Origin of the sequence: Georgfuchsia toluolica, assembly GCF_907163265.1 — a bacterium.
GTDB lineage: Bacteria > Pseudomonadota > Gammaproteobacteria > Burkholderiales > Rhodocyclaceae > Georgfuchsia > Georgfuchsia toluolica.
In genome coordinates this window covers 77,824-92,546 of record NZ_CAJQUM010000001.1, presented here as the reverse complement: position 1 = coordinate 92,546, position 14,723 = coordinate 77,824, and the positions used below count along the sequence as shown (strand labels likewise).

The 14,723-nt window shown below is 58.6% G+C and carries 16 protein-coding genes; 14 read left to right on the top strand and 2 right to left on the bottom strand.

Annotation, left to right across the window (positions count from 1 at the left end):
• Positions 1–10: 10 nt before the first annotated feature.
• The 8 genes from K5E80_RS00470 (at position 11) to K5E80_RS00435 (ending at position 6,221) form a co-directional block, all read left to right on the top strand.
• On the top strand, positions 11–1,243 hold the full coding sequence (locus tag K5E80_RS00470; protein WP_220634309.1) for a flagellin N-terminal helical domain-containing protein: 1,233 nt from the start codon (positions 11–13) through the stop codon (positions 1,241–1,243).
• Between the two features lie 64 nt (positions 1,244–1,307).
• On the top strand, positions 1,308–1,637 hold the full coding sequence (locus K5E80_RS00465; RefSeq protein WP_220634308.1) for a flagellar protein FlaG: 330 nt from the start codon (positions 1,308–1,310) through the stop codon (positions 1,635–1,637).
• 279 nt (positions 1,638–1,916) lie between these two features.
• Positions 1,917–3,344 (top strand): flagellar filament capping protein FliD, encoded by a 1,428-nt coding sequence (gene fliD / locus K5E80_RS00460; RefSeq protein WP_220634307.1) that lies wholly within the window; start codon positions 1,917–1,919, stop codon positions 3,342–3,344.
• A 1-nt stretch (position 3,345) separates the two neighbouring features.
• A complete protein-coding gene (gene fliS / locus K5E80_RS00455) occupies positions 3,346–3,786 on the top strand; it encodes a flagellar export chaperone FliS (protein ID WP_220634306.1) in 441 nt (146 codons plus the stop codon).
• A 16-nt stretch (positions 3,787–3,802) separates the two neighbouring features.
• Positions 3,803–4,123, top strand: a complete 321-nt coding sequence (locus K5E80_RS00450) for a flagellar protein FliT (protein WP_220634305.1) — start codon at positions 3,803–3,805, stop codon at positions 4,121–4,123.
• A 34-nt stretch (positions 4,124–4,157) separates the two neighbouring features.
• Complete coding sequence (fliK, locus tag K5E80_RS00445) at positions 4,158–5,201, top strand: flagellar hook-length control protein FliK (protein WP_220634304.1); 1,044 nt, start codon at positions 4,158–4,160, stop codon at positions 5,199–5,201.
• Entirely contained in the window at positions 5,191–5,463 is a 273-nt protein-coding gene (locus K5E80_RS00440; RefSeq protein ID WP_220634303.1) for an EscU/YscU/HrcU family type III secretion system export apparatus switch protein, read from the top strand. The genes fliK and K5E80_RS00440 overlap by 11 nt, the downstream gene beginning before the upstream one ends.
• Entirely contained in the window at positions 5,460–6,221 is a 762-nt protein-coding gene (locus K5E80_RS00435) for a flagellar brake protein (protein WP_220634302.1), read from the top strand. The genes K5E80_RS00440 and K5E80_RS00435 overlap by 4 nt, the downstream gene beginning before the upstream one ends.
• A gap of 313 nt (positions 6,222–6,534) precedes the next feature.
• On the opposite strand, the gene fliE is transcribed toward K5E80_RS00435, so the two are convergent.
• Together fliE and K5E80_RS00425 are read right to left on the bottom strand one after the other, a co-directional pair.
• Complete coding sequence (gene fliE / locus K5E80_RS00430) at positions 6,535–6,861, bottom strand: flagellar hook-basal body complex protein FliE (protein WP_220634301.1); 327 nt, start codon at positions 6,859–6,861, stop codon at positions 6,535–6,537.
• 276 nt (positions 6,862–7,137) lie between these two features.
• Positions 7,138–8,163: a sigma-54 interaction domain-containing protein gene (locus K5E80_RS00425; RefSeq protein WP_281420155.1), complete on the bottom strand. Its 1,026-nt coding sequence runs from the start codon at positions 8,161–8,163 to the stop codon at positions 7,138–7,140.
• A gap of 211 nt (positions 8,164–8,374) precedes the next feature.
• Between K5E80_RS00425 and fliF the strand changes: the two genes are divergently transcribed.
• Genes fliF through K5E80_RS00395 form a run of 6 tightly spaced genes read left to right on the top strand, consistent with a single transcriptional unit; the run spans position 8,375 to position 14,702 of the window.
• Positions 8,375–9,979, top strand: coding sequence for a flagellar basal-body MS-ring/collar protein FliF (fliF, locus tag K5E80_RS00420; protein ID WP_220634299.1), 1,605 nt, complete (start codon positions 8,375–8,377; stop codon positions 9,977–9,979).
• Complete coding sequence (fliG, locus tag K5E80_RS00415) at positions 9,972–10,967, top strand: flagellar motor switch protein FliG (RefSeq protein ID WP_220634298.1); 996 nt, start codon at positions 9,972–9,974, stop codon at positions 10,965–10,967. Before fliF ends, fliG begins: the two co-directional genes overlap by 8 nt.
• Positions 10,960–11,619 (top strand): flagellar assembly protein FliH, encoded by a 660-nt coding sequence (locus K5E80_RS00410; protein WP_220634297.1) that lies wholly within the window; start codon positions 10,960–10,962, stop codon positions 11,617–11,619. The genes fliG and K5E80_RS00410 overlap by 8 nt, the downstream gene beginning before the upstream one ends.
• Positions 11,616–13,070: a flagellar protein export ATPase FliI gene (gene fliI, locus K5E80_RS00405; protein WP_220634296.1), complete on the top strand. Its 1,455-nt coding sequence runs from the start codon at positions 11,616–11,618 to the stop codon at positions 13,068–13,070. Before K5E80_RS00410 ends, fliI begins: the two co-directional genes overlap by 4 nt.
• Complete coding sequence (gene fliJ, locus K5E80_RS00400; protein ID WP_220634295.1) at positions 13,067–13,516, top strand: flagellar export protein FliJ; 450 nt, start codon at positions 13,067–13,069, stop codon at positions 13,514–13,516. Before fliI ends, fliJ begins: the two co-directional genes overlap by 4 nt.
• A gap of 34 nt (positions 13,517–13,550) precedes the next feature.
• On the top strand, positions 13,551–14,702 hold the full coding sequence (locus K5E80_RS00395) for a flagellar hook-length control protein FliK (RefSeq protein ID WP_220634294.1): 1,152 nt from the start codon (positions 13,551–13,553) through the stop codon (positions 14,700–14,702).
• Positions 14,703–14,723 lie beyond the last annotated feature (21 nt).

The following is a 14,723-nucleotide window of genomic DNA, read 5'->3' as shown; positions in this document are numbered from 1 at the left end:
GGAGATTCACATGTCTTCAATGATCAATACCAACATCAATTCACTCGTTTCGCAAAATGCCCTGAGTCAGTCGCAGAATTCCCTGGCAACCGCCATGCAGCGCCTGTCTACAGGTCTGCGCATCAACGGCGCCAAGGATGATGCCGCCGGACTCGCGGTGTCCACTAAAATGTCGGCGCAAGTCAAGAGCATCAACCAGGCCGTGCGCAATGCCAATGACGGCATTTCCATGCTGCAAACTGCCGAAGGCGGCATTCAGGAACAACAAAGCATGCTGCAGCGGATGCGCGAACTGGCCGTTCAAGGCGCGAGCGCTACCATTTCTGATACCGATCGCGGCTACATCAACACCGAACTGCAACAGCTCAAGACGGAAATCAACGCCGTCGCCGACCGCACCAAGTTTAACGGTCAATCGGTGCTAACCGGCAGCCTGCAAACCACGCTGAACGACACCAACGCCACCGGCGCCGACCTGGTGGTGGGCGACACGCTGACCACCGCGACCGCCACCTCGGTCACAGCCGTCGACGTCTCCGGAGCAAAGGCAGGCACAACCTATACTTTCACCAGCAGCGGTGCCGGAACGATTACCCTCACCAACACCGCCGGCGATGCGCAAACCATCAGCATTGTAGATATGACTGCCAATGGCAGCCAGGTGCTCAATTTCAGCAATCTTGGCGTCAAGGTAACCTTGCAAGCCACCTCCGCCGGCGCCGACGACACTGCAGCCGATCTGATCGCCGGTTTGACCGCCGCGGCTGACGACACGATCCTCACTGAGGACGGTTCAGGCTCGGCACAACTGCAGATCGGCGCTGATTCCGGTGCGGGCAATACGATGTCGGTATCGTTCAGCAATACCAAGATCGACACGGCTGCCTCAGGTGCCGCCGGCGCGATGGATACCTTGAACACTGGCCTTGCTACCTTCAACGGCTCATCCACCACCGCCAATGCAAGCGCCCTGCTGACAGCCATCGATGGTGCCCTAAGCTACACCAGTGGCCTGCGCTCCACGCTCGGCGCCAACATGAATCGCCTGAGCCATACCGTTTCCAATTTGGAGGCCACGAGTACCAATCTTTCTGCCGCCCAATCGCGCATTACTGACGCCGATTTCGCTGCGGAAACGGCGGCGATGACCCGTGCCAACATCCTGCAACAGGCGGGTACGGCGATGCTGGCGCAAGCCAATTCGCAGCCCAATGGCGTGATGGCACTGCTGCAACGTCTGTAATCGCAAGACCTCAATCGGGCGGGAGTGATCCAGCCCGATTGATCGAACGCTTGAGGTAATACAAATGGCTATGCAGTTAGGCCCGTTGACGTCACCCATGACGGAGCCCGTCACGACACCAGCCGTCGCCGCCGGCACTTCCACTCCTGTGCTGCCGGTGTCAACCTCGTCACCCGCCGCGCTGCTGCTGATCGCCCGGCAGGTGGGAGAGGGACTCAAGGCGAAATCCACCGGAATCGACTATCATATCGACATGGTCGGTGGCATGCCCCGGATTCGCATCATCGACAAGCAGACCATGCAGATCATCCGCCAGATTCCCTCGGATGAAGTATTGACGATTCATCGGGCCCTTGACGGAGCGGGTGGGGTACTGGTCAACTACAATACCTGACGTAGGGTCGTCAGCGCTATCCCAAACGATGAAAACGCGTCAAGGCACAAAAACGTGCCCCCTCACGTCCTTCACCTCCCGGGGAAGGCGGTTCCTCGCTCGCTACGCTCGCTATTACGGGGCGCTTCGGATTTGCCATCCCGCGGGCCACGGCTTCGCCACAAGCTGTTTTCATACCCTAATCCCAGAACACCTGCCCTATTAGCCTTTTGCCTAAAGTACGGGGGATTTGCTGCCGAAATTACAGTAGTTACTTAACGCACATCGGGAGTCACCGCAATGACGACACTTTCATCATCGGGCATTGGCTCAGGCCTGGACGTCAATGGCATCGTGACCCAGCTGATGACACTGGAAAATCAGCCGCTGGTGCTGCTTCAGCAAAAGCAGACTTCTTACAATTCACAAATTTCGGCCATCGGTCAGATACAAAGCGTGTTGGCGGGGTTTCAAACCGCGGCCAAGGGCCTGACCAGCGCGACGGCTACCCCGGCCTTTCAGACGACATCCAGCGACACGTCGATACTTTCCGCATCCGCATCGAGTTTTGCGGTGGCGGGCAATTACACCATCGGCGTCACTCAGCTGGCCCAGTCACAGAAAATCGTCGCCGGCGGCGTTGCCAGCACAACGGCTGCCATCGGGACCGGCGCAACGACAACACTCACCATCGATTTCGGCACCATCAGCGGCGGCACCTACGGCAGCGGTACCTATAGCGGGGCGAGCTTTACCGCCAATGCCGCCAAGACGCCGATCAGCGTCACCATCGACAGCAGCAACAATACGCTGGCAGGCATCCGCGATGCCATCAACGCCGAAAATGCCGGGGTCATCGCAACCATCGTCAATGACGGCAGTGGCACCCCCTATCGCCTGGTGCTGACTTCGACCGACAGTGGCGCCGTCAACAGCCTGCGCATCGAGGTCGCCGGTGACGCGGCACTGCAATCCCTGCTCGCCTACAACTCCGCGGGCACTCAAAACCTGTCCCAGCTTCAGGTCGCACAGGATGCCCACTTTTCGGTAGACGGCATCGATATAACGAAACCAGGCAATACGGTGACGGACGTAGTGCAGGGCGTTACGCTGAACCTGTTCAAACTGAACACGCCGGCAAGCATCCAACTCAGCGTATCGCAGGACAAATCATCGTTGACCACCGCGATTAACGCGCTCGTCGCCGCCTATAACAACTTCAATACGCTCATCACCGCGGCCACGGCGAAAAAGGCCATTCTGCAAGGTGATTCGACCACGCTCACGATTCAGCGCCAGTTGCGCACTGCGCTCGGCGACAGCATCACGACGACCAGTGACTATAAATCGCTTCCCTCTCTCCATATCACCCTGCAGAAGGATGGCACGCTGGCCGTAGATTCCGCCAAGCTACAGGCCGTGCTGGCCAGTAACTATACCGATGCGGTGGCGCTAGTCGCCGCCTTCGGCGCATCGTTAACGACGCTGTCGGACAACATCCTCGCTACCGGCACCGGCCAGCTTGCCAACAAGACCGCGGGCATCAATGCCGCGATCAAGGACAACAGCAATCAACAGGACGCATTCAGCCAGCGCCTGGCCACGATTGAAGCCACCTACCGAGCCCAGTTCAGCGCGCTCGACGCCATGATGATCGGCATGAATCAAACCAGCAGTTTCCTGCAACAGCAGTTCTACAAGACGACCACCAGCTCGTCGGGAGGATAGGATGTTTGCTACACCACATACCTCAGCAGTCAAGGCCTACGCGCGCGTCGGCATCGAGACCGATATCGTGACTGCCGATCCCCACAAACTGATCGTCATGCTGTATGAAGGCGCACGCCTGTCGATTGCCACCGCAAAACTGCATATGCAGCGCAACGAAATTGGCGCCAAAGGCGAAGCCATTTCCAAGGCAATCTCCATCATCGACCAGGGGCTGAAAGCCAGTCTCGACGTCAATGCCGGCGGCAAGATCGCGGAAAAACTTTATGCACTTTACGAGTACATGTGCCGCCGGCTACTGCTGGCTAACCTGAAGAACCAACCGGAGATGCTCGATGAAGTCGCCGGTCTGCTGGGCGAACTGAACGAGGCATGGAATTCGATTGGTAAAGGCCTGGGTAGCAACACCACCACTACCGAAAACAAATTGCGCAGGGTCTGAAGTGGAAGGACGAGAAATGATGCAGATCTATGAAACTCTCAAGGACACCTCGTGCCGGATGCTGGCTGCCGCCCGCAATTCCGAGTGGGATCTGCTGGTGCGCCTGGAACTGGATTGCCGCAAGCTGATCGACGAACTTCCTGACGCCGGAGACGGGCGGCAATTGGACGAGGCACAACTCGGACGCAGGCGCGAGATTATCCGCCGTATCCTCGCCGACGACGCCGCGATCCGCGACCTGGTCGAACCATGGATGGCGCGAACAAGGCAGTTTCTCACCTCTCTGGCGCTGGAGCGCAAGCTCGGGCAGAGCTATCCGCAGGACTGCGCACCATGAAGCTGTCGTGGCGTGTCATCTTTCCAGAACCGTCATGTTGCAGCCGGACCTGAACCTGCAGGTCAGGCTGTTGTCCGAGGCGCAGAAGCTGCCCGAGAAATGGGGTGATCGTGTCAGCAGCGTTACCCGGCTGGCGCCAGGGCAAGCCGTGGTGGCACGGATACAGGAACAACTTCCGGATGGTCGCTTTAAAGTACAGGTGGCCGGAAACAGCCTGGCCATGCAACTCCCCGCAGAATCCCGGGCTGGTCAAAGTGTGCGCCTGGTTTACGTCGGTACCGAACCGCGACTGAGTTTCGCCCTGCTGGAAACGCCGGGCAGTGAAAGTTATACGACCAGCATGAGCAGTGCTGGTCGTCTCGTATCATCTTTGGCACTCGGTGCCCAGCCCGATCCCCTCCACGCTGCAGGCGCGACGCCTGTGCTTGCATCCATGCCCATGGCGGAAATCGAGATCGAATCCCGTTTGCGCCAGGCACTGTCGCAAAGCGGACTGTTTTACGAATCCCACCAGGCACAGTGGGCTGCCGGCGATCATCCGCTCGAACAATTGCTGAAAGAACCGCAGGGTCGTTTGTCGCCCCGGGTGACGGGTTGCGCCGCCACCCCTGCGGGTACAGGGCTTGGCGCCGTGCCGATGACGATGTCCGGTATTGCGTTGCAGGACAATGCCACGACAATAGCCAGTCACGAACCGAATGCGCAGGAAATTCCGGTCCATCCGGAAACATTGCACATCATCCAGCATCAACTGTCGGTGCTTGAAACCTGCCAGATCCTATGGCAAGGACATATCTGGCCCGGGCAGGCCATGGACTGGGAAATCATCGAACAACCCCAAGGCGATCCCGAGCAACAACAATCGGGCTGGGATACCCGGCTGAGCCTCGACATGGCCGTGTTGGGGCCAGTCGATGCCAGGCTGCGCATCCGGCAAGGCAATGTTGCCATCACCCTGCAAGCCGACAGCGAGGAAGCCATTGGCCTGATGCAACAACACTGCCCGAATTTGATTCGCGCCTTGGAGACAGCGGGGCTCTCGGTTTCCGATCTCCGCATGACGCGCCATGCCGGTTAACTCTCGCTCCAGCGCAGTCGCGCTTGCCTATGAGCCTGGCAAGTCCGCGCCGCGCGTGCTTGCCAAGGGTCGCGGTCTGCTGGCCGAGGCGATCATCGCAAAAGCCAGGGAACACGGCGTCTACGTTCACGAATCCCCTGAACTGGTTTCCCTGCTGATGCAGGTCGATCTCGATCAGTACATTCCACCGGAACTCTACGTGGCAGTCGCCGAGCTTCTTGCCTGGCTCTACCGTCTCGAGAAAGGAAAGAGCAAGCCATGAGCAGCGCGACCGCCGAAGGCCTCAGTATCAGCGACGAGGAAAGCAAGTACCTCATCCATTCGCGCACCGAGATTGCGTTTCTTCTGCACGGCATCATGAAACACAACGCCCTGATCACGGTCTATTTCAACGGCGGCAGCGAATTCATCCTGACCTCGATCGTCGGTTTCGATCCTGCGAACAACGGGCTGCTGCTCGATCTCGGACCGGATGACGACTTGAACAAGAGACTTGCCGAAAGCAAACATCTGTTGATTACCACCACGCACGAGCGCGTCAAGGTGAAGTTTTCAGGAACCCAGGCTACCCGCGTCAACTACAAGGGCCATGCCGCTTTCCGTGTTGGGGTGCCACAGAATCTCATCCGCATGCAGCGCCGAGAGTACTATCGCATCGCCACCAGCATCGTCCATCCTCTCAAATGCAGGATCATGCTGCCCATCGATGGAGTGGACCTCATGGCGGAGGTGACAGTGCTGGATATCAGTTGCGGCGGCGTGGCGCTCATCGACCAGCACCACAGCGTCGATCTCGAACCCGGCAATTCTTACGCTATTTGTCATCTCGCCCTGCCCGACCTGGGCGTCATTGTCACAGGGCTCAAGGTCTGCAATACCTACGAAGTCACCTTGCGCAACGGTCTCGCCTGCAAACGCTCGGGCTGCCAGTTCATCGGCATGCAGGAAAGCGATCGTAACCGAGTGCAGCGCTACATCACACGGCTGGAGAGAGACCTCCATGCCATTGGAGGCCGTTAAATTAAACCACGGCGATACAACGGGCATGCCCAAAGGAAATGACCACCGGGAATTCATCTGGGATCCCCGTGGGACGGCGGAAAACCAAAAGTTTGCCAATGGATTTCGTTTCACCTGATTGGTAAGGCACCGCATGCCGGCCATGCCTTGTATTTCCGCCGTGTCGCCATGTTCGCCGTAGCGAACTGCGTCTTTTAGCTTAAGAAATCACCGAACAAGTCCGTTCGCGCTGAGCTTGTCGAAGTGCAAGCCGCTCCAGCACTGGGCTTCGACAAGCTCGATCCGAACGGCAAGGTACTTAATCGGCATTTCCTTAAAGCTGCATACTCATGATGTCGTGATAAGCGGATACCAGCCGGTTGCGCACCTGGACGGTGGCCTGGAAGGCAATGTTGGCCTTCGATGCTGCAATCATTACCTCATGCAGATTGACGCCGGATGTTCCCAGTTCGAAATCCCTGGCCAAATGTTCCGCGTTCTGTTGGGTTGCATTGACCTGATCGAGCGAGTTTTTGAGCAGATCGCCGAAGGCGGAACTTTGAGCGTTTTGCACCGCGCCGGTCGCTGCGGATTTACCTGACGCGAGTGCGGATGCAGTATGAAGCTGGCTGATCAGGTTGTCGAGGGCTTTGATATCCATTGCGGTTCCTCTTCATTTACGTGAAAAACAGGCAAGCGGCTGAGCCGCGAAAACCAGCGAGGTCTGAAAACAGCACACCTCGTTCGAATCGAGCGCAGCGAGCAAATCAGCAGCCCCGCCCTGGGGCGGGAGCGTAGGCGGGATTTCGCAAAGTACTGCTTCGCGCCGCCGAAGCCGGTCGGCTGTGCAAAGCCGGTCGTGGAACGGGGGTGGGGAGCACTCAATTTGCCTTTACGTTTGTTAATCATCAAGGGTGCAGTAATCATTCCGTGCGCGTCAGTTGAATGCTTCAGTACGGTATTGGCTCAACTTGTTGCGCAGGGTGCGCTCGCTGATCCCCAGTCTTTGTACGGCGAGTTTGCGGCTCCAATTCACCGTAGCCAGGGTTTCGAGAATATGATTGCGTTCCAGCGATTTCATGTCGAGCGATAGCTTTGCCATATTGGAAGAATCGACGCGGTCAACTCTTGCGTGGGCGGGCAGGCACAGATGCTCCGCTCCGATGCGGCCTCCGCCGCTCAGTATCAAGGCGCGCTGCATGGTGTTCTGCAATTCCCGCACATTGCCAGGCCAGTGATATTTCAGCAGCGACTGCATGGCGGTGGGCGACAATTCAGGCACGGGCTGACCGCGAGTCGCGCACAGTTGCGCCAGCGAGGCGCGCGCCAGAATGGCAATGTCACCGGGCCGCTGCTTCAGGGCAGCGATCTGAAGTGGAAATACGTTGAGGCGGTAATACAGGTCGGCCCGGAATCTGTTCTCCTCGACCAGTTTGCCTATGTCGCTGTTCGACGTGGCGATGATGCGCACGTCGAGGGGAATGGTTTTATTGCTGCCCACTCTTTCAAGTTCGCGCTCCTGCAGAACCCGCAGCAGTTTGGCCTGTAGCGCCAGCGGCATTTCGGATATTTCATCGAGCAACAGCGTGCCCCGTTGCGCCTGTTCGAATTTGCCCATTTGGCCACGAACCGCACCGGTAAATGCGCCCTTCTCAAAACCGAACAAGGATGCCTCCAGTAGAGTCTCGGGAATTGCCGCGCAGTTGATGGCAATGAATGGGCGCGCTGCCCGCGTCGATTGCGCATGTATGTAGCGCGCGATGACTTCCTTGCCGCAGCCGGTGGGGCCGCACAATAGAACAGTGGCATCGCTTGCAGCCACCCGCCTGGCCAGATCAAGCAAAGCCAGGGACCGACTGTCTTCGGCGACGATGCGGCCGGCGAAATCCCGTGGCGCGGGCGGCACAGGCAACGGATTCCCGTCTGCTTCGCAGTATTGCCTTGCAGTTGGGATGTCTGTCATTTCGTCTTCCCTCATTGGAATCAGTCGCGGGGTCAGCAGAGATTAGTTCCACGCCAAGCCGGCCCGGCCAAAGAACAGGCAGGGCAACAACCCTTCTGTTTTTACGACGGCAAAAAAACAAACCGAAGAATAATTCTGGCCACGACACACCAGGCCTGTCGCTTTTTCTGGAGAGCATCAGCCATGAACACCGCAGCAACGGAGCAAGCCAATGACGACTGAAAAGAAATCGCTGGTCGCACGGTTACCAAACCTGATGGGGCCGGCCAACATGCCGAGCTTCGGCCTGCTTATCGGGCTGGCTGCATTCGTCGCTCTGATGTTTGGCGCCTGGACCTGGAGTCAGGCGCCCGAATACCGCGTGCTGTTTTCGAATATTTCCGACCGTGACGGCGGCGCGATCGTCGCCGCATTGCAGCAGGCCAACGTTCCCTACAAATTCGCCGAAGGCGGTGGCGCGATTCTGGTGCCGACGCCTTTCGTATATGAGGCGCGGCTGCGGCTGGCCAGCCAGGGACTGCCCAAGGGCAGCCTGGTCGGTTTCGAACTGATGGAAAACCCCAAGTTCGGCACCAGCCAGTTCCTCGAACAAGTCAATTACCAGCGCGCACTGGAAGGCGAACTGGCACGTTCCATCCAGTCGCTGTCCGCGGTCGCCGGCGCACGGGTGCATCTGGCCCTGGTTAAACCCTCGGTTTTCTATCGTGAACAGCAGAAGCCGACCGCATCGGTCATTGTCAATCTCCATCCGGGACGTAATCTGGAGCCGGACCAGGTCAGCGCCATCGCGCATCTGGTTTCCAGCAGTATCCCCGACCTGTCGGTAAAAAATGTTTCCATCATCGACCAGAACGGCAACTTGCTCAGCACCGAGCACAACGCCGGCAATCACGGCCTCGACCCCGGGCAGATCAAATATGTGCAGGACCTGGAACAGTCCTATGCGAAACGGATAGAGTCTATTCTCGCTCCACTGGTCGGCGGTGCCAATGTGCGCGCACAGATCACGGCGGATATCGACTTCTCGCAAATCGAAAAAGCCGAGGAAACCTACAAGCCCAATCAGAATCCGGCAGAGGCAGTGATCCGCAGCCAGCAGACCAGTGAATCGAATTCCGGCACTGGCGCCCAACCCGGCGGCGTGCCCGGCGCGCTCAGCAATCAGCCCCCTGCTTCGGCCAGCGCACCGCTTACGGCAGCAGGCGGTGCTGCGGCAGCGGTCGGCAATACCTCGGGTAATTCGCGCAAGGACTTGACCATCAACTACGAAATTGACAAGACCATTCGCCACGTCCAACAGCCCTTTGGCGGCATCAAACGCCTTTCCGCCGCCGTGGTAGTTAACTATCGCAAGGTGACCAGCACGGCGGGCAAGGCGAGCTATCGTGCGCTGAGCGCGCAGGATCTGGGCCAGATTACCGACCTGGTCAAGGAGGCCATGGGCTACAACAAGGAGCGCGGCGATACGCTGAATGTGGTCAACAGCCTTTTTACTATTCCTGAGCAGGAAGTCGTATCAGAAACTCCGTTCTGGAAACAGCCGTCCACTATTCAGCAAGCCAAGGATATCGGCAAACAGTTGCTGATCGCCGGCGTGGCGATATTTCTGGTGCTCAGCGTGCTGCGTCCGCTGCTCAAGGAACTCGCCCAGGCCCGCGTAAAGGCCCTTCCACCGGTCATTACGCCAGACGGGCAAACGATCACGCAGATGATTTCCAGTCCAGATCAGAATCTGGAGATGGTCAAGCAGTTGGCCCGACAGGAACCCAAGCTGGTAGCGAACGTGGTGAAGAACTGGGTGGCAGCAGGTGAGTAGCGAAGGCCTTCAGAACAGCGCCATCCTGTTGATGTCGCTCGGCGAAGATGGCGCCGCCGAAGTGTTCAAGCATCTCGCGCCGCGCGAGGTGCAAAAACTTGGCCAGGCCATGGCGGAGTTGAGGAATGTCACCCGCGACAAAATCCATTTAGTGGTCGACGCCTTTCGCAGCGAAGCCGGCGAGCAGGCCCTGGGCGGCCTGGCATCGGACGATTACATCCGCAACGTGCTGAAGAAGGCATTGGGCGACGACCGCGCGGTCGGGATCATCGAGCGCATCCTGCACGGCGGAGACACCAGCGGCATCGAAGGCCTGAAATGGATGGATTCCGCAGCGGTAGCGGATCTCATCAAGAATGAACATCCCCAAATCGTCGCCACCATTCTGGTTCATCTGGATCGCGATCAGGCATCGGAAATTCTTGGCCACTTCACCGAACGCATGCGTAACGACGTGGTGCTGCGCATCGCCACGCTCGACGGCATACAGCCCGCCGCCCTGCGCGAACTGAATGATGTGCTGACCAAGTTGCTCTCGGGTAATGACAATCTCAAGAAAGCACGCATGGGTGGCGTCCAGACCGTAGCGGAAATCCTCAATTTCATCAACACCAATCTGGAAGCATCGGTCATCGAGGGCGTACGCGAACATGACCCCGAGCTTGCTCAGCAGATTCAGGACGAGATGTTCGTGTTCGAGAACTTGATCGATCTGGATGACCATGGCATGCAGCTGGTGCTGCGCGAAGTGCAATCCGAGTCGCTGCTCATTGCCCTCAAGGGGTCGAGCGAGCCGCTGCGCGAAAAGATCTTCAAGAATATGTCGCAGCGCGCCGCCGAAATGTTGCGCGACGATCTGGAGTCCAAGGGCCCGGTTCGTCTCTCCGAGGTGGAAGCGGAACAAAAGGAAATCCTCAAGATCGTGCGCAAACTGGCCGATGAAGATCAGCTTGTCATCGGCGGCAAGGGGGAAGAAACCTATGTCTAGCGACGCTCCCCTGATTCCGAAAGAGCAGCTCACCGCCTACGAGTTCTGGAAGATGGATGACTTTAACCAGAACAGACGCGGCGAGGCCAGGACCGAGTTGCTGACCGTAACGCAGCATGAAGCTCTTCACGAGCAGGCCCGCGCTGAAGGCTACGCCGCGGGCTATAAGCAAGGCGAGGAACAAGTCGCCCTTGAATTGAGCCACCTGCGCTCGCTGATGACCGATCTCAATCGCGAACTGCGGCGCTTCGATCAAGGCGTGGCGAACAGCCTGGTTACCCTGGCGCTGGAAATATCGCGCCAATTGTTGCGCAACAGACTGACCGAGCACCCGGAGCTGGTGGTAGAAGTGGTGAAGGAAGCCATGCAATCGCTGCCGCCGTTCGGCGAGCACGCCCAACTCCTGCTCAATCCCAAGGACGCCGAGCTGGTGCGTACCCATATCGGCGAGCAACTGACGCACTCCAAGTGGAAGCTGATTGAAGACTCGTCGATCGAACGTGGCGGTTGCCGCGTGCAGACCGCCAGCATAGAAATTGACGGTACGTTGCCGATCCGCTGGCAGCGCATGGCCGCGGTTCTGGCACGCAACGAAGTCTGGTATTGCGATCCTGTCAATGATGCCGTGGTGGAAGGAGAACCAGCGTCATGAACGGCAACATCGTCACCAGTTCCTTTCGCGGACACAGCCGGCGCTGGACGGCTCTGCTGTCCGGATGCAGCCGCACGGTAGCGGAATCAAGCCCCTTGCAGTTGAGCGGTCACCTGACGCGCGTCGCCGGACTGGTGCTGGAGGCGGTGGGACTCAAACTTGCGATCGGCAGCGGCTGCCATATTTTGCTGCCGAATGGCAATACCATGGAAGCTGAGGTGGTGGGCTTCAACGGCGAGCGGCTGTTCCTGATGCCGACCAATGAAGTGTACGGACTGGCGCCGGGAGCGAAGGTGATTCCCATTGAACCGCCAGTGCGCGTGCCGCAAATCGGTACACCCTATATCCCGCGCCGGCGCGCGATGGACCAGGCCAAACAGATGCCCGTCGGCGCGGGCCTGTTGGGCCGCGTGCTTGATGGCGCCGGACGTCCGCTGGACAAATTGGGACCGCTCAATCTTGAAGGGGGCGTGCCGCTGCACAGCCGTCCCTACAACCCGCTGGAACGGGAGCCCATCAGCGAGCCGCTCGACGTTGGCGTGCGCGCCATCAATGCCCTGTGCCCCATCGGACGCGGTCAACGCATGGGGCTGTTCGCGGGTAGCGGCGTCGGCAAGAGCGTGTTGCTCGGCATGATGGCGCGTTTCACCAACGCGGATGTAACCGTGGTCGGCCTGATCGGCGAACGTGGCCGCGAAGTCAAGGAGTTCATCGAAAACATCCTCGGCGCGAAAGGCATGGCCCGCTCGGTGGTCGTCGCCGCGCCGGCCGACACTTCACCCCTGCTGCGTCTACAGGGCGCAGCGTATGCAACTGCCATTGCCGAGTACTTTCGCGATCGGGGCAAGAGCGTGCTCTTGATCATGGATTCGCTGACGCGCTATGCCATGGCACAACGAGAAGTCGCGCTCGCCATCGGCGAACCGCCGGCGACCAAGGGTTATCCGCCGTCGGTATTCGCGCGCCTGCCGCAACTGGTCGAGCGGGCCGGCAACGGCGGCCCCAATGGCGGTTCGATTACGGCCTTCTATACGGTACTGACCGAGGGCGACGATCAGCAGGATCCCATCGCCGACTCGGCCCGCGCCATTCTCGACGGGCACATCGTCCTGTCGCGGACCCTGGCGGATCAGGGACATTATCCCGCCATCGACATCGAATCCTCCATCAGCCGGGCGATGAACGCCCTGGTTGATCCGCGGCATTCCGAGCAGATACGGCGCTTTCGTTCGCTCTATGCAAGGTATCAGCGCAGCCGCGACCTGATCAGCGTCGGCGCCTACCAGACCGGATCGGATCCGCAACTCGACCAGGCGATCGCCCTGCTGCCCAGACTGGAGGAATTTCTGCACCAGGACATGAATCAACGCGAGAACTATGCCAACAGCCTGAAAAAACTGATGCCGCTATTTAACGACACGCCAGATGGGGTAACGGAAACATGTCCATGAATAATACTTTCAGCTTGCAAAGTTTGTTGGACCTGGCCAAGTCCCACACCAATACCGCAGTCCGTAACCTGGGACGCTCATTCACGCGCGAGCAGGCGGAAGCGCAAAAACTGCAAATGCTGGCTGATTATCGGCTCGACTACTTGGCAAATTTTCAGAAATCCTTGCAGCAAGGCATCAGCCCGGTCAGTTGGGGAAACTATCAGGAATTCATGAACAAGCTGGATCTGGCCGTTAAGCAGCAATCAGAGGTTGTGGCGCATTGGCAGCGGCTGGCGGCTGTGTCACGTCAGGAACTTGAGGCGCAACAGCGCCGCCTCATGTCCTACGACATCCTGTCGCAGCGCCATCACAAAGTCGTTTCACGGCGAGAAGGACTCAGGGAGCAAAAGGAACATGACGAATATGCAGCCACGGCTCACGCCAGGCTGGCAAATGGCGAGTAACAGCGGGCCTCGATAACGAAAGCCGGTAAATCCCATGGACCTGCAACTCAGCAATTTGATTTCTTCACCGATCGTTTCCGCGAGGTCCGTCGTTGCGCCCGGGGCCGAGACCCAGAATGGGAAATTCCAGGCTGACGTGCCCGCCGATATTGCCAGCGAAAATTTCGCCAAATTGCTCGCCCGGGCGCTGCCACGTGGAAGCAGCCGGACGATACCGGCGGCGCTCAAAGTTACAGGTACGGACGCGAAAGACCAAAAATTCGCGGACAAAACTGACCTGCCACCTTTAACTGCATCGGCATTGCCCGCCACTGTCAGTGCCGACGATCAAAAAACGCCTTCCCCAAATCCCCACGCTTCACGCGATATGACGGAACCCGGCATTGAAGTTGCCGGACCGATCATTGTCAACTTCATGCCGGTACAGCAGGAAGCTGGCGCAAAGACTGCGGATGGCACCGAGTCGATTGATTTGCCTGCCGCCAGTACCATCGCCCCCAAGTCCGCGTCGTCAACTGCATCAATTACTGATGCAGTTGTCCAACAGAGCGCCAACGAGGCAGAAGCACCGCAAGTCCATCCCGGTTTCGTTTTGCAAACTGAGTACAGCTCGACCGCGGTAGCAATTGCCATTCCGGACAAAAAGGCTATTCAGGCAACGACTTTCAACACAACGCCGATGGATCGCGTTGCCCCAATGCTGGTCCCCGTATCGACTCCAAGCGAACCATCACCGATACGACTTATGCATATATCGGCACCGCTCGGCAGCCATGACTGGAATAACCAGCTGGGCCAGCAGGTCATATGGATGAAGAGCCAGCAGAACCAGATTGCGGAAATACGCATCAATCCACCGAACCTGGGCCCCATTGAGCTGCGCCTGACGCTGGACCAGCAGCAGGCTGGGCAAAATGCCACGTTGCACTTCACCTCCCCGCATGCGGAGGTGCGTGAAGCCATCGAGAACTCCATGCCGCGGCTGAGGGAGCTGATGGCCGAAGCCGGCATTACGCTTGGCAATGCAACCGTGGGCAGCGAGTCGTTCCCGCGGCAACAGGCGCCCGAACAGGGCTCCCCCGCCGCAAAAAAACTCACTACGCTGTCATCCGGAAAACCCGGCGCTATCGAGGCGATACCACCGTCGATTGGCCAGGGCAGCGCGCTGCTGGATACCTTTGCCTGAATCAGCAGACTAGCAAGGAAA

Coding starts and splice junctions, on each gene's coding strand:
- fliJ (WP_220634295.1), top strand. CDS start 13,067: ATGAATAATACTTTCAGCTTGCAAAGTTTGTTGGACCTGGCCAAGTCC.
- fliD (WP_220634307.1), top strand. CDS start 1,917: ATGACGACACTTTCATCATCGGGCATTGGCTCAGGCCTGGACGTCAAT.
- K5E80_RS00425 (WP_281420155.1), bottom strand. CDS start 8,163: ATGACAGACATCCCAACTGCAAGGCAATACTGCGAAGCAGACGGGAAT.
- K5E80_RS00395 (WP_220634294.1), top strand. CDS start 13,551: ATGGACCTGCAACTCAGCAATTTGATTTCTTCACCGATCGTTTCCGCG.
- K5E80_RS00465 (WP_220634308.1), top strand. CDS start 1,308: ATGGCTATGCAGTTAGGCCCGTTGACGTCACCCATGACGGAGCCCGTC.
- K5E80_RS00410 (WP_220634297.1), top strand. CDS start 10,960: ATGTCTAGCGACGCTCCCCTGATTCCGAAAGAGCAGCTCACCGCCTAC.
- fliF (WP_220634299.1), top strand. CDS start 8,375: ATGACGACTGAAAAGAAATCGCTGGTCGCACGGTTACCAAACCTGATG.
- fliE (WP_220634301.1), bottom strand. CDS start 6,861: ATGGATATCAAAGCCCTCGACAACCTGATCAGCCAGCTTCATACTGCA.
- K5E80_RS00440 (WP_220634303.1), top strand. CDS start 5,191: ATGCCGGTTAACTCTCGCTCCAGCGCAGTCGCGCTTGCCTATGAGCCT.
- fliS (WP_220634306.1), top strand. CDS start 3,346: ATGTTTGCTACACCACATACCTCAGCAGTCAAGGCCTACGCGCGCGTC.
- K5E80_RS00435 (WP_220634302.1), top strand. CDS start 5,460: ATGAGCAGCGCGACCGCCGAAGGCCTCAGTATCAGCGACGAGGAAAGC.
- K5E80_RS00450 (WP_220634305.1), top strand. CDS start 3,803: ATGATGCAGATCTATGAAACTCTCAAGGACACCTCGTGCCGGATGCTG.
- K5E80_RS00470 (WP_220634309.1), top strand. CDS start 11: ATGTCTTCAATGATCAATACCAACATCAATTCACTCGTTTCGCAAAAT.
- fliK (WP_220634304.1), top strand. CDS start 4,158: ATGTTGCAGCCGGACCTGAACCTGCAGGTCAGGCTGTTGTCCGAGGCG.
- fliI (WP_220634296.1), top strand. CDS start 11,616: ATGAACGGCAACATCGTCACCAGTTCCTTTCGCGGACACAGCCGGCGC.